The sequence below is a fragment of the Psychroflexus maritimus genome (assembly GCF_011089875.1).
Classification (GTDB): Bacteria; Bacteroidota; Bacteroidia; order Flavobacteriales; family Flavobacteriaceae; genus Psychroflexus; species Psychroflexus maritimus.
Map to the genome: position 1 here is coordinate 117,251 of NZ_JAANAS010000001.1, position 14,921 is coordinate 132,171.

Annotated in this window: 8 protein-coding genes; 3 read left to right on the forward strand and 5 right to left on the reverse strand. The window is 34.4% G+C overall.

What is annotated here, in order from left to right:
• Positions 1 to 14: 14 nt before the first annotated feature.
• A complete protein-coding gene (locus G7034_RS00530; protein ID WP_166399001.1) occupies positions 15 to 722 on the reverse strand; it encodes a hypothetical protein in 708 nt (235 codons plus the stop codon).
• A gap of 258 nt (positions 723 to 980) precedes the next feature.
• Here G7034_RS00530 and G7034_RS00535 point away from each other — a divergent pair, with 258 nt between their 5' ends.
• Complete coding sequence (locus tag G7034_RS00535; RefSeq protein WP_166399002.1) at positions 981 to 3,263, forward strand: TonB-dependent receptor family protein; 2,283 nt, start codon at positions 981 to 983, stop codon at positions 3,261 to 3,263.
• A 64-nt stretch (positions 3,264 to 3,327) separates the two neighbouring features.
• Here the strand turns inward: G7034_RS00535 and G7034_RS00540 are convergent, their stop codons facing one another.
• Both G7034_RS00540 and G7034_RS00545 read right to left on the reverse strand, forming a co-directional pair.
• Positions 3,328 to 4,287 carry a calcium/sodium antiporter gene (locus G7034_RS00540; RefSeq protein WP_166399003.1) on the reverse strand — a complete coding sequence of 320 codons (960 nt, stop codon included), beginning with the start codon at positions 4,285 to 4,287 and terminating at the stop codon, positions 3,328 to 3,330.
• A 198-nt stretch (positions 4,288 to 4,485) separates the two neighbouring features.
• A complete protein-coding gene (locus G7034_RS00545) occupies positions 4,486 to 7,938 on the reverse strand; it encodes a pyruvate carboxylase (protein WP_166399004.1) in 3,453 nt (1,150 codons plus the stop codon).
• Positions 7,939 to 8,163: 225 nt separating this feature from the next.
• On the opposite strand from G7034_RS00545, the gene G7034_RS00550 reads away from it, so the two are divergent.
• The gene (locus G7034_RS00550) at positions 8,164 to 9,168 is read left to right on the forward strand and encodes an NAD(P)H-dependent glycerol-3-phosphate dehydrogenase (RefSeq protein ID WP_166399005.1); all 1,005 of its coding nucleotides are present in this window, start codon (positions 8,164 to 8,166) and stop codon (positions 9,166 to 9,168) included.
• Between the two features lie 180 nt (positions 9,169 to 9,348).
• Positions 9,349 to 10,356: a DUF481 domain-containing protein gene (locus G7034_RS00555; RefSeq protein WP_166399006.1), complete on the forward strand. Its 1,008-nt coding sequence runs from the start codon at positions 9,349 to 9,351 to the stop codon at positions 10,354 to 10,356.
• Here the strand turns inward: G7034_RS00555 and G7034_RS00560 are convergent, their stop codons facing one another.
• Together G7034_RS00560 and G7034_RS00565 are read right to left on the reverse strand one after the other, a co-directional pair.
• Entirely contained in the window at positions 10,357 to 11,766 is a 1,410-nt protein-coding gene (locus G7034_RS00560) for an efflux transporter outer membrane subunit (protein ID WP_166399007.1), read from the reverse strand. It lies immediately after the preceding gene.
• A gap of 1 nt (position 11,767) precedes the next feature.
• The gene (locus G7034_RS00565) at positions 11,768 to 14,920 is read right to left on the reverse strand and encodes an efflux RND transporter permease subunit (protein WP_166399008.1); all 3,153 of its coding nucleotides are present in this window, start codon (positions 14,918 to 14,920) and stop codon (positions 11,768 to 11,770) included.
• Position 14,921 lies beyond the last annotated feature (1 nt).

Genomic DNA, 14,921 nt, shown 5'->3' on the forward strand with positions numbered 1-14,921 from the left:
AAAACGTTGCAAATTTAAGCATTATAATATTTACTTTGCCAAATAGCGCTACTAAAATTTTTACCTTTGGCAAAACCGTAGTAAAGAGCAATGGTTCCCATCCATTTAATCATAAACATAAAGAGCATCAGCTTTTCTGTAGTAGAATTTTCGGAAAGTAAGCCAGAAGGTACTAAAAATGTTACTAAAGCACTTAGCGCAAATAATGTAATCATAAAATTTTCGAAAGTCTTTAATGGCCACATTATAATTTTTCTAAGTGAGTGCAAATCATTCCCCCACTGGTGTATAAAGTAATAGTAATCGTTACCTAATGAAGCTAACAGAATCGGGTCATCTGCATTTTCTAATTTAAAAAGCTTGGCAGGAGCAATCATTTTAAATTGATTAATTTCAGTAGCATGTTTAGCTTCTAAACTTGCTATTTCTTGATAGGCTTCTTTTGGAATATCACCTTTAAAAAGTTTAGCGTCTAGAAAACGTAAACGATAATCTATACAAATCTTTCCTATTTGAGAAATATGATAGATTCTTGAAGCATCAAGTAAATCAAAATTAAATTGATTAGGGAGTTGATGTTGAGGATTTACAATACGGTTAGCAATTTTTTGATTGGGAGTTGGCTCCGCAAGTAGTTGGTGTACTTCTTCCAAAAGTGCTTCTTCGTTGCATCTTCCTCGCTCAACATCTAGCTTTTCTTTGATATTCACATTTTCTAACATAGCAACATTTTTCTTCAAATTTACAATATGCTATACTTAGGTTCAAAATGAAAATTAAATTTTAACTTGATATAAATATAAATTCAAGCAGAAAACAGCAAAAAGAAACTTTTTATAAGCTTTACCTGCTACTGAAAAATAAAGTAAAAAAATGACAACAATCAATACAAACAAAATTTATTTAAATTAAGTCTTAATAAACTTGGTTAAGATATAGCTAGCAAATACATTTGCAAAAATTTTCAATACATTTAAATAATGCTGAACACAAGTATAAAAATAGCTTGTTTTTTTATAGCTTTAATTGCTTTTATTCGAGTAAATGCGCAGGAAAAAGACTCGCCTAAAAAACAAACTGCTGATGATTTGTTAAATGAATGGGCTACTGATAGTATTGAAGATTTAGAAGAGGTTATCATCTCTGCCAATAAGATGTTGGGTAGTAAATTTGAGGCTAGGAATAGAACGGGTTCAGCCTATTATATTTCTACAGAGGATTTAAAAAAACACAATTATTTTAATATAGATCGAATTTTAGGAGAGGTTCCAGGAGTAAATTTATATGAAGAAGATGGTTTTGGCTTACGACCAAACATTAGTATCCGAGGAACCAATCCAGAACGATCTAGAAGCATTACCTTAATGGAAGATGGAGTTTTAATTGCTCCTGCTCCTTATGCCGCTCCCCCAGCCTATTACTTCCCTAATGTGGCTAGAATGCAATCGGTTGAAATTCTTAAGGGAAGTAGCCAAATACAATATGGACCGTTTACTACAGGTGGAGCAATCAATTTTGTTTCTACCGATATTCCTGACGATTTCAAAGCCGAATTATCAGCTACTTATGGGTCATTTGGAACGGCAAATTCACTGGCTAGATTTGGAGATTCAAGTGAACAATTTGGTTATGTAGTTGAGTATTTAAACACTCGTTCAACAGGTTTTAAAAAATTGGATGGTCCTGGAAGGACAGGTTTTAACAGAGATGATTTTATGGCCAAGTTTAGCGTTAATTCTAAAGCTGAGGCTAAGTTTCAACAATCCTTACAACTCAAATTTCAATATGCTAGAGAAAAAAGCGATGAAACTTATTTAGGTTTAACCAGAGAAGATTTCGATAAAACCCCATTCAGAAGATATGCTGCTTCTCAAAAAGATTTTATGCAAACCAAAAACAGGCATATTAGCTTAACCCATAACTTTCAATTTAATCCAGAAACACAAATTACAACTACCGCATACAATACTGATTTTTCAAGAAACTGGTTCAAACTAGATCGCGTTACCAATATTGATGGAAATGATGTAGGAATTTCACAAATCCTAGACAACCCAAGTATGTATCCAGAACTAATGTCGTGGATTACTGGAGCAGCAAATTCTCCTGATGATGCCCTGAGAAATAAAAATAATAATCGTGTGTATTATTCAAGAGGTATTCAAACTAAGTTTGATCATCATTTTTATACAGGAGATATTTTTCACGATATAGAAGTTGGCTTTCGGTATCACAGAGATGAAGCTGACCGTTTTCAGTGGTATGAAAACTTTAGAATGTTAGATGGGCGTATGAGCTTGACATCTGCTGAAGCAAAAGGAAGCGAAAGCAACCGTGTAGATGCAGCAGAAGCTATTTCGGCTCACATGCTTTACAAAATTAAATTCAACAACTTAAGCATTACCCCGGGTTTACGCTACGAGAATGTTGTAATGTCTAGAAAAAATTGGGGTACAGTTGATTTAGAAAGAACAGGTTTTGATTTATCTGAAAGAGAAAACAACCTAAGTGAATTAATTCCTGGAATTGGAGCTAATTATAAACTAAATAATCAATTTTCATTTTTTGGTGGTGCCCATAAAGGATTTGCTCCTCCAAGCTCTCAAAATGGACAAGACCCGGAAGAAAGTATTAATCTTGAATTAGGTTCGCGCTTTGATTTTTGGGGAATTCAAGGTGAATTAGTTGGTTTTTTTAATGATTATTCAACCATGCTGGGAAGTAATGCCGCCGCCGGCGGAGGGCCTTTTGGCGATGACCTAGACGTATTCAATGCTGGGGCTGCTTTAATTAAGGGAATTGAATTTCAGGTAAGTTATAATTTGTTAGAAAAAAATGAGAAAGTAAGCCTGCCAATTCATTTTAGTTATACCTATACAGATGCTAGGTTTAACTCAGATTTTGAAGCACCAAGAAGCATCTGGGGAAATGTTGAAAGTGGTGATTTTATGCCTTATATTGCAGAACATCAATGGAATACGAGCATTGGACTTGAATATGGAAAATTCAGCGCAAACATAAACGCAAGGTATAGAGGAGAATTAAGAAGCATGCCAGGTCAAGGTGTAATTCCTACTGAAGAAAGTATAGAGAGTATGTTTTTAATTGATGCCACAGCCAATTACCAAGTCACTCCAAAGCTAAGTTTGATGGTAAATGCCATCAACTTACTTGACAATGAATATCCAGTAGCTAGGGTACCAGCTGGATTAAGACCAGGACATCCCTTTGGAATTTACGGTGGTTTTAGACTTGTATTATAACCATAAAAGATATTCAATAAAGCGCATCTAAAGACTCTTTAGAGCAAACAAACCTCAAATTAATCTATGAATTAAATTTATTAACCACAAGAAGCAATAAGAAAACAATATAGGACAGAAAAATCAAAAAACCTTTATACCTGCTTAACACCATAAATTTCGGTAATAAAGCCAAAGGTAAAATTAAAGCGCTAATGGAAATCATCCAAACCATATCGTTAGTAAGGACTAAGTCAGATTCTAAACGAATAGGCTGAATCATTGCCGTAACTCCTATTACTGAACCAATATTAAAGATATTAGAGCCAATTAAATTTCCGAGTGATATTGATTTTTCGCCTTTTAAAGCAGAAATAATTGAAGCCGCTAATTCTGGAACGCTTGTTCCAACAGCTATCATTGTAACTGCTATGGTTCGTTTACTAATTCCTAAATTTTCTGCTACATTTACGGAGCCATTTACCAAAAATTTTGACCCAAAAAAAAGAGCACTACCACCAATAAGTAACCAAATTATGATTTTGAAATAACTTGCTTGTTCAAGTTGCTCGTTAACTTCAGAATTTGCAATTGCACTAGTACCTCTAGATTTTCTTAAAAGGACAAATAAAAAAATTAATAATAATACAATAAGAATAAAACCCTCAAAAAAAGTAATGACAGCATCAGACCATAAAAAATAATACATCAAAAAGGAAAGTAACATCATGAAAGGCCAATTCATCCTAAAAAAGTCACGGTCAAATTCCATAGGTAAAATAATGGCGGTAAGCCCTAACACTAAACCAATGTTTGCAATATTTGAGCCTATAACGTTTCCTGAAGCAATGTCTGGATTTCCACCAAGAGCTGCTTTTATACTTACTAAAAGTTCTGGAGCAGAGGTAGCAAAAGAGACTACAGTTAAGCCAATAACCATTTTAGATAACTTCAATTTAAAGGAAAGCCCTACTGAAGACTTCACTAAAAATTCACCTCCAATAACAAGGAGCACAAAACCAATGGCAATTAGTAAATAATCCACTTCACAAATTTTAGTGCGAATATATTAATAATTGTGATTGCTATGAAATTAGAATAGTATTGAGTTGAAAAAAATGAACATTTTAAACAATCTTGAGCAAAGCAGTATTCTCAAAAATTTTGCTCAACTCACTATTTGAAATAGGTTTAAAAAACCGATAATTATCTAACTCAGGTTAAGAAGATAAAAACATGGTTATTACTCCAATTCAACCACCAAATCATCTGCATAAACCATTTCACCAGCAGGAATATGAATTTTCTTTGCCTTGCCAGTTGTATTTGCTGTAATAGTGGTTTCCATTTTCATAGCTTCTATAACAAATAAAGCCTGATTTTTGTTAATTTCTTCCCCTTCCTTAATCAATATTTCAGTTAGTGAACCTTGCATTGGAGCACCAATTTGTAAAGGATTTTCTTTATCTATTTTTTGATGCTTTACTTGATCTACTTCTACACTTTCATCTCGAACTAAAACCGTTCGAGTCTGACCATTAACTTTAAAGAAGATAGTTTTCATTCCTTCTTCGTTAGTTTCGCCAAAAGAAATCAAGGTTATTAAAAGTGTTTTTCCTCGATCTAGTTCTACCACAATTTCTTCGCCAGGCTCAATTCCATAGAAGAAGTTCTTAGTAGGAATTTCGGCCACATTACCAAACTCTAAATGATGCTGATAAGCCTCTTCAAATACCTTAGGATATAGCTTGTAGGAAAGAAAATCGGTCATTTCTAATTCGCGGTCAAAACCATCTTTAAATTTTTTCTGAAATTCCTTTATTTCCTTTTCAAAATTAACAGGTTCTAAATGAGCATTAGGCCGGTCTGTGTAAGGTTTTTCATCCCGTAAAATTAGCTTCTGAATTTTCTTTGGAAATCCACCCACAGGCTGTCCTAAATCGCCTTTAAATAAATTAATTACCGAAGCAGGAAAACTCAAGGTCTCCCCTTTCTCTAAAACATCTTCAATACTTAAATTGTTACTCACTAAATATTGCGCCATGTCTCCTACTACTTTAGAGCTTGGGGTTACTTTAATGATGTCGCCAAACAACTGATTAACTTGCGCATACATATCAGTGATTTCATGAAAACGATTGGCTAATCCTAAAGATTCTGCTTGTGGTTTTAAATTAGAATATTGTCCACCCGGAATTTCGTGTTTATACACTTCGCCAGAACCTGATTTTAATCCTGATTCAAATGGATAATAGTAAGTTCTTACTTGCTCCCAATAAATGGAATAATCATTTAATCGCTCTAAATTAAGCTTGTTTTCTCTTGGGTGATACTTCATTACTTCAGCAAATGCATTAAAATTAGGTTGTGAAGTTAGCCCTGACAAACCACCTAAGGCCACATCTATTACATCAACCCCAGCATCTACAGCTTCTAAATAGGTAGAAGATTGCATTGAAGAAGTATCGTGCGTGTGTAAATGTATGGGTAAATTAACCTCTGCTTTTAAAGCCGTAATTAATTCTTTAGCCGCCTTCGGTTTCAGCAAACCTGCCATGTCTTTTATAGCTAAAATATGGGCTCCGGCATTTTCTAAATCTTTAGCTAATTGTAGGTAGTAGTTCAAATTATACTTACTTCGCTTAGGGTCTAAAATATCACCGGTGTAACACATGGAAGCCTCAGCAATTCCTTGGGTGTTTTTTCTTACATGTTCTATACAGGGTGCAATAGACTTCATCCAATTTTGCGAATCAAAAATTCTGAAGATATCAACTCCATTTTCCCAAGATTCAGCTACAAATTTTTCAATTAGGTTGTCTGGATAGGCGGTATAACCCACCGCATTTGAACCACGAAGTAGCATTTGTAATAAGATATTAGGAGCGGCTTTTCTTATTCTTCTTAAGCGTTCCCAAGGATTTTCTCTTAAAAAACGCATACAAACATCAAATGTAGCTCCACCCCATACTTCCAAACTAAATATTTCAGGATGTTGCAAAGCATAGTTTTCGGTTACTTTCATCATGTCAAAAGTTCGCATTCGCGTTGCTAACAAACTTTGATGAGCATCTCTTAATGTGGTATCGGTATAATGAATTGATTTTTCTTTTTTTAACCATGCTGAAAACGCTTCAGGCCCCAAATCGTTTAGCAAATCCTTTGTTCCTTTAGCATGTGGCTTTTGAACTTGGCATGATGGAATTTGCGGTACAATAAAGTTAGGATTATCCTGTTTTTGTTTTACATTTTCATTGCCATTAATGGTAACATGCCCTAGGAAATTAACTAATTTTGTTGCGCGATTTCTTGGTTCTACAATTTCAAATAAATGAGGATTATTTTTAATGTAGTTTACTGTAACATCACCATTTCTAAAATTTTTATCTTTTAAAATATTATCTAAAAACGAAATATTTGTTTTAACACCTCTCACTCTAAATTCAGCTAAAGCTCTTCTCATTTTCTTACAAGCATCTTCAAGACTTCTACCGCTAGCTGAAATTTTTACCAACATAGAATCAAAGAAGGGTGAAATTTTCACCCCTTGGTATATGCTTCCAGCATCTAATCGAATTCCAAAACCAGAAGCACTTCTGTAAGTGGTAATGGTACCATAATCAGGCTGAAAGTTATTTGTAGGGTCTTCGGTAGTAATTCTGCACTGTACAGCAAACCCATTAAGTTGTAACTTTTCCTGACTTTCAATAGCTATTTCTGGGCTAGAAAGCTTGTAACCTCCCGCCACATAAAGCTGGGTTTTGATTAAATCTACATTGGTAACTACCTCGGTTACTGTATGTTCAACTTGAATTCTTGGATTGACTTCAATAAAATAAATACTTCCGTCATCATCCACTAAAAATTCTACCGTTCCAACATTGTTATAATCAACAGCTTTACAAATTTTAACTGCATAGGCATAAAGCTTGTGCTTCACTTCGTCATCAAGCCCGAAGGAAGGAGCAAACTCAATTACTTTTTGGTAACGTCTTTGAACAGAGCAGTCTCTTTCAAAAAGATGAACTACATTACCATGATTATCGGCAACAATCTGAATTTCAATATGTTTTGGGTTTTCAACAAATTTTTCTAAGAAAACGGTTTCATCACCAAAAGCATTTTTTGCTTCTCTTCTAGATTCATTAAATGCATTTTCTAATTCATTAATAGAGCGTAATACACGCATTCCTCTTCCCCCGCCTCCAGAAGCGGCTTTGAGCATCAAGGGAAAACCAATACGTTCTGCTTCTTCTTTGGCTAAAGCCAATGAGATGAGGTCTTTTTTATTACTTTCAATAATAGGGACATTTGCTTCAATAGCCACTTTTTTAGCGGTAATTTTATCTCCCAAGGCTTTGAGCACAGCTACATCCGGGCCTACAAAAATAATTCCATGAGCTTGACAAGCTTCTGCAAAGTTGGGGTTTTCAGACAAAAAACCATAACCAGGATGAATGGCATCTACCCCATTTTCTTTAGCCACACGTATAATTTCTTCACTATTTAAATAAGGCTTTAAAGGTTCATCGTCATTACCAATTTGATAGGATTCATCAGCTTTATAACGGTGTAAAGAATACCGGTCTTCAAAAGTGTAAATTCCAACGGTCCGGATGCCCATTTCTGTACAAGCTCTAAATATTCTAATAGCAATTTCTCCTCGGTTAGCGACTAATACTTTATTGATGTTCATAATTATTTTGTTCAATTTTTAATTACTGAAAGTGTTTAAAAATAGAAAAATAATAGCAAGCCTTAAAACAATTTAAGAACTAAAATACTAGCGAAGCTAACAATTATGAATTTGATTTTAAAGACTAAGTTTTTGATATAGTTTTATATTCTTTTTAAAAAAACTACGAATACGATTGAGATTTGCTAATTTTACTTATTTTCGAACCCAAAATAATTGATTAACATGAACACCACTCAACCTAACTTTTCGGTTATTGGAGGCGGAAGCTGGGCAACTGCTATTGTAAAAATGCTTTCTGAAAATCTTGATCAAATAACTTGGTATATGCGAAATAATGAAGCTATTGACCATATACTGATGCATTCTCATAACCCCAATTACATTAGTTCTGTTGAATTTGATACAGATAAGTTAATTTTAACTAACGATATTAACAAGGCAGTCTTAAACGCTGATGTACTCATTTTTGCCATTCCATCTGCATTTTTAAACGAAGCCTTAAATCAAATAAAAGTAAACTTTAAAGACAAAATTATCTTTAGTGCTATAAAAGGAATTGTTCCTGAGAGTTACTTGATTGTAGGTGAGCATTTTAACGAAAAGTACAAAATTTCTTACGATAACATTGGTGTAATCACCGGGCCTTGTCACGCAGAAGAAGTTGCGTTAGAACGTCTCTCCTATCTTACAATTGCCTGTGCTAATGAAGATAAAGCTAATTTGGTTGCACAATACATGAGTAGTGACTACATTAAATGTAAAATTACTGAAGATGTAATTGGCACTGAATACGCCGCTGTGTTGAAAAATATTTATGCCATTGCCGCTGGTATGGCTCATGGTTTGGGCTATGGAGATAATTTTCAGAGTGTTTTGATGAGTAATTCTATTCGTGAAATGAAGCGATTTATTAAAAAACGCTACAAAATGAAAAGAAACATTAATGATTCTGCCTATTTAGGTGATTTATTAGTGACCGGCTATTCCGTTTTTAGTAGAAATAGAATGTTTGGAAACATGATAGGTAAAGGCTACACCGTAAAAAGTGCACAATTAGAAATGAATATGATTGCCGAAGGATATTATGCGGTAAAAAGTGCTTACATCATCAACAATTCTTCAAAAAAGAAAACCAAAACACCTATTATTAATGCCGTTCATAAAGTACTTTACGAAAACAAAAATCCAAGAAAAGTTTTCAAGAAATTAAGTGATAAAATGGATTAACTTTTTCTTACATTATCATAGATAAATCCCAACATTCGAAAGATTTATCTTTGAATTTTAAATTTATCTAAACAAGTTAAGTGTTATATTTTTTTTTATAGGCTTAGTGCAAAAATAAATCCATGCTTTTTTGTGAAAATAATTATAAGTAGCTTTGAACTTTAAAGTAAATGTAGTTGTATGAAAATTTTACTAAGTTTAACTAGCGTATTTCTGTTTCTCAACATTGGCTATGGTCAAGTTGATACAGTGAAAGTTAAAAGTGGAGATGTGCTGTATGGAAAAGTAAAAAAAATAAATTCTGGGGTTTTAGTCCTAAAAACTTCTTACAGTGATAGCGACTTCCGGATTGATTTTGAAGATGTTACCAAAATCCACATTCAAAAAACCTGCTTTGTCATGTTAAGCCATGGAAGAAGAAGAACAGGAAAAGTGAATTCTGAAGCTGTAAATCAAGTAAGTATTACTTCTGAAACTCATCAAAAAGAAAGCTTCCAGCTTAGTGAATTAATACGGCTTGAAATACTTGAAGACGTTCTCTGGAAACGTTTTAGTGGTAATTTTGATGTAGGGTACAATTTAACGCGGGCAAACAATGCTGCGCAATTAACCTTTTCTGGTGGCTTCTATTACAAAGGACCAAAATGGTACATGAATACCGATTTTAATAGTTTAAGGTCTAGACAAGATAATATTGATAAAATTGAAAGGACTAACGCTCAAGTAGAAGTAAAAAGAATTTTACTTAAAAAATGGTATTTATTAAGCTCTTTTGGATATTTATCAAATACACAACAAGCATTAAACAGCAGGTATCTTTATCGTTTAGGAGCTGGACGCTATTTAGTTACAAACAATAAATTACTTTTAGGGTTATCTATGGGTGTAAATTACAATATGGAAGATTTTGTGGAAGAGTCTAAAGAATCTACTGAGACTTTTATTAGTGCAAATTTAAATTTATTTAACTTCAAGGATGTTGAATTGGTAAGTAGAATTGATTTTTTTCCAAGTTTATCTGAAAGCGGAAGAAGGAGATTAGATTATATGATTGATGCTAAATACAAACTGCCTATGGATTTTTATATAAAAGCAGGGCTTCAATTTAACTATGACAACCAGTCTAAAGTATCTGGTAGCAATTTAGATTACATTTTTACAACTGGATTTGGCTGGGAGTTTAATTAATTATAATTCCCATCCGCCGCCAAGAGCAGCATACAAATTAACATAAGCATTTAATAGTTGTCTCCTTGTTTCTGAATAATTAAGTTCAGACTCAAAAGCTTGCCGCTGTGATTCTAAATATTCTAAGTAGCTAGTAACCCCCTTATCATAGCGCTCACCAGACAAAAACTGGGCGTTAATAGACGCATCTAAGCGTTGCTTTCTAGCTTTTAGTTGCTCTTTTAAAGTAGAGATTTCCACCAATGCATCTTCAACCGACCTAAACGCATCTAACACTGTTCGTTCGTAGGCAAGTAAGGCTTGTCTTGTTTTACTTTCTTCAATATTGACTTGTCTTTGTAAACGACCAAAATTAAAAAGTGGAGCTAAAAGTGAGCCACCAATATTCCATGCTAAAGGCCCATCTGTAAGCATTGATAACTCGTTAGAAGCTCCTCCTACCAGTCCAGTTAAACTTATATTGGGTAACAAATTAGCTTTAGCAGAACCTGTTAATGCATTCTGGGCAATTAAATTTTGCTCAGCGGCAACAATATCCGGGCGTCTTGCCAATAAATCACTTGGTAAGCCTGATGGAATTGTAATGGTGGTATCAATGGCAAGTAAATTAGTTGATGTAAGAATACGGCCAGGGTTTGCTCCAGTTAATTGGCTAATTCGATGTTCTGTTTGCGCAATAAGCCTTCTCCAAAGCGGAACAGCTTCAGCTGCAACAGCCCGTTTAATTTCTGCTTGATTTACATCAATTTCTGCAATAATTCCTTTTTCATATCTACTTTCAATAATTTGGAGAACACTATCTCGAAGCGCTAAATTACGTTCAGAAATCTCAAGGCGATTTTGGTAATCCAAAAGAAGGAAGTAATTAGTAGCAACAGCCGAAACTAAACTTAATTTAGTGGCTCTATAACCTTCTTCGCTTTGAACAACACGAGCCTTTGCTGCTTCGTTTAAGCGTCTAAATTTTCCCCAGAAATCAATTTCCCAATTTGCAAAGGCAACCGCATAAAAGTTTTTTTGAGTTTGGGGAAGAACAACTCCTTGAAAATTTCCATTTGAAGCACCTGCATCAACACCAATAGAAGGAAGCATAGCAGAACGCTGAACAACTAAGCCGTCTTGTGATTGAATTATTGTTTCTGCGGCAATATTTAAATCCTGATTATAGACTAAAGATTTTTGGATTAAACTATCTAAAACAGCATCTTGAAATAAGTTGAAAAAACCAATATTATTGATACTGTCTTCACTTAAATCTTTTGTATTGATAGTATTGAATTCAGGTTGGATTTCTTCTTCAAAATAAAACTGATTTGGAACTTCTACCTGAGTTCCTTTATAATTCTTTCCAGATTTACAACCAATTACAACAACTGAAGCAAAAATAATATATAAATACTTACAATTCATTTTATTTGCTTTTAGGTTCAATTTTTCTATCATTTTCAAAACCAGCTAGTTTACCAATAAGAACAAATAACATTGGATACAATAACACCCCTATGATTGTAGCTACCCCCATACCACCAAGAAGAGCCACCCCCATTACCTTTCTGGCTTCGGCTCCAGCTCCAGAGGCTAAAATTAAAGGCAAAACACCTAATAAAAAAGAAAATGTAGTCATTAAAATAGGTCTAAATCTAAGTTTTGCGGCTTCTACTGCTGCATCAAATAAACTTAGTCCTTCATCAAATTTAATTTTAGCAAACTCTACTATTAAAATGGCATTTTTGGCCGCCATAGCGATTAGCATGACCAAAGAAATTTGTGCAAATATGTTTGTCATATAGCTATCACTAAAGAAACGAGCAATGTATAAAAACATAAAAGCCCCCATCAAAGCAAAAGGAGTTCCTAGAAGAATAGCTAATGGCATACTCCAGCTTTCATATTGAGCAGCTAGAATTAAAAACACAAACAATAGTGAAAAACTAAATATAATAGATAATTGACCAGAGGACTTTTTTTCTTGATAACTCATGGCATTCCAACTATAAGTGAGGTTTGAAGGTAGGCTTAATTCAGCTACTTCTTCTAGCGCATCTAAAGCCTGTTTTGAACTGTAACCTGCAGCAGGTGCACCTGTTACTTCAGCAGCTCGAAGCATATTAAACCGTACCGTATAATCGGGACCTGCATCAGGAACGACTTTTACAAAATTAGCCAAAGGTATAGAAACCCCTTTTTTATTTTGCACAAAGAATAAATTTAAGTTATCCTCGTCTTGCCTATATTCTGGTTCTGCTTGGACATAAGCTTTATAGAGACGACCATATTTTGAAAAATCATTGACATAAACACCTCCTAAAAATGCTGCAAACGTGTTATAAACATCTCCAATCGCAACATCAGCTTTCAAAATCTTATCATTATCCAAAATAATTCTTCGTTGAGGTACATTAGCTTGAAAAGTTGTAAAAGCTGAAGCTATTTCAGGACGCTTTTGCGCTTCACTAATAAACTTATAGGTTTCTTCTGCAAGATAAGAAGGTTTGTTTCCGCTCTTATCCTGTATCATTAAACTAAATCCTGAGCCGTTACCTAATCCAGGAATGGCTGGAGGTCCAAAAGCAAAAGCCTGTGCTTCAATAATTGTTGAGGTAAGACCTTTATTTGTTCTTTTGATGATATCATTCACCCCTAGCTCACGGTCATCCCAATTTTTTAATTTCACAAACAAAAAAGCACTATTAGGAATCATGGCTCCAGAAAGTACGCTATAACCAGTAACAGAAGTGACGTAATCTATATCTGCTTCTTGCATGAGTTGGTCCTCAATTTTCTGAACTACAGCATCGGTTCTTTGGGTTGATGCTGCATCAGGTAACTGAACATTAACAAAATAGTAGCCTTGATCTTCTTCAGGCAAAAATCCTCCAGGAACTAATTTCCCTAAGAAACCAGCTGCTACAACTGTTATTAAGAGATAAATAACTCCTCGGGTTAGCTTTTTAGCAATGGCACTTGTTGCATTACCGTATGAACGTGTACTTTTATCAAAAAATGAATTAAAAGATTTAAAAAAACGACCCAACAGGCCTTTGTTTTCGGTAGGCTTTTTCATTAGCAATGAACATAATGCCGGACTTAAACTTAAGGCATTGATTGATGAAAAAACAACAGAAACGGCTATTGTTATTGCAAACTGTTGGTATAACTTCCCGGTAATTCCTGCCATTGCAGCTACAGGAATAAAAACAGCAACCATTACTAAAGTTGTTGCTATAATAGGCCCTGTCACTTCTTTCATCGCTGCTGAAGTTGCTGCTTTGGGGTTCATTCCCTTTTCAATATTTACTTGCACTGCTTCAACAACTACAATAGCGTCGTCAACAACAATACCAATAGCCAAAACTAGACCTAAAAGCGACAAGGAATTTATGGTAAAACCCAGTAAAGGAAAAAACATAAATGCAGCTACTAAAGAAACAGGAATAGCTAATGTAGGAATTAAGGTTGCTCTCCAATCTTGTATAAAAAGATAAACTACTAAAATAACAAGTATTAAAGCAATTACTAAAGTTTCAATAATCTCGTTTATTCCAGCTACTATGGGTTCTGTTGCATCTAGAGAAACATCATAAGCTACATCTTCTGGAAATGATGAGGCTAATTTATCCATAACTTGATTAACCTCTTTTGCTAAAGTTACGGCATTTGTACCAGGAGACTGATAGATAGCTATTGCAGCTGATGCTTTTCCATTAGTTCTAGAAAATGAATCATAATTTTCATTCCCTAATTTAATTTCGGCAATGTCTTTCATCCGGATTTGGCTACCATCTTCGGAAGTTCTAATAACAATATTTTCAAACTCACTTTCATCAATAAGTTGTTCAGGTAGCCTAACGGTGTAAGTAAAATCGGTTCCCTCTGGCGCAGGTTCTGCACCAAATTTTCCAGCAGGTGCAACCACATTTTGCTGTTGAATTGCTTTCACAATTTCTGGAACGGCAATATTTAATTTTGCTAAACGATCTGGTTTTACCCAAATTCGCATCGAGTAATCGCTTGCTCCTAAAACTTGAACTCTTCCAACACCCTTTATCCTAGCTAACTCATCTTGTATATTAATAAGTGAATAATTCCCCAAAAAATCTCCATCATAAGTTTCATTAGGTGAAGTAATCGATAATAGCATTAATATACTACTCATTGTTTTTTTAGTAGTAACGCCAATACGTTTTACCTGTTCTGGTAATTTTGGTGTAGCAGTTGCTACTCTTGCTTGAGAAAAAACTGTATTCATATCTGGGTCGGTACCCAAATCAAAAGTTATTTCAAGACTCATGCTGCCGTCGTTTGCATTGGTAGATTTCATGTAAAGCATATTCTCTACACCATTTAACTGTTGCTCTAACGGAGTTGCTACAGAAGACTCTACAGTGGTAGAATTTGCCCCAGAAAAAAGCGTACTTACACGAACTACTGGCGGGGTTATGTCTGGGTATTGCTCTACAGCTAGTCCCAAAATGGATGCGCCGCCAACAATTACCATAAACAATGAAATAACAATAGCAACAATAGGCCTTCTTACAAAAAATATATCTTTTTGTTCTTTCATA

Bases quoted from the DNA above. Each gene is read 5' to 3' on its own strand.
- G7034_RS00550 (WP_166399005.1), top strand. From the start codon at position 8,164: ATGAACACCACTCAACCTAACTTTTCGGTTATTGGAGGCGGAAGCTGG.
- G7034_RS00565 (WP_166399008.1), bottom strand. From the start codon at position 14,920: ATGAAAGAACAAAAAGATATATTTTTTGTAAGAAGGCCTATTGTTGCT.
- G7034_RS00555 (WP_166399006.1), top strand. From the start codon at position 9,349: ATGAAAATTTTACTAAGTTTAACTAGCGTATTTCTGTTTCTCAACATT.
- G7034_RS00560 (WP_166399007.1), bottom strand. From the start codon at position 11,766: ATGAATTGTAAGTATTTATATATTATTTTTGCTTCAGTTGTTGTAATT.
- G7034_RS00535 (WP_166399002.1), top strand. From the start codon at position 981: ATGCTGAACACAAGTATAAAAATAGCTTGTTTTTTTATAGCTTTAATT.
- G7034_RS00530 (WP_166399001.1), bottom strand. From the start codon at position 722: ATGTTAGAAAATGTGAATATCAAAGAAAAGCTAGATGTTGAGCGAGGA.
- G7034_RS00545 (WP_166399004.1), bottom strand. From the start codon at position 7,938: ATGAACATCAATAAAGTATTAGTCGCTAACCGAGGAGAAATTGCTATT.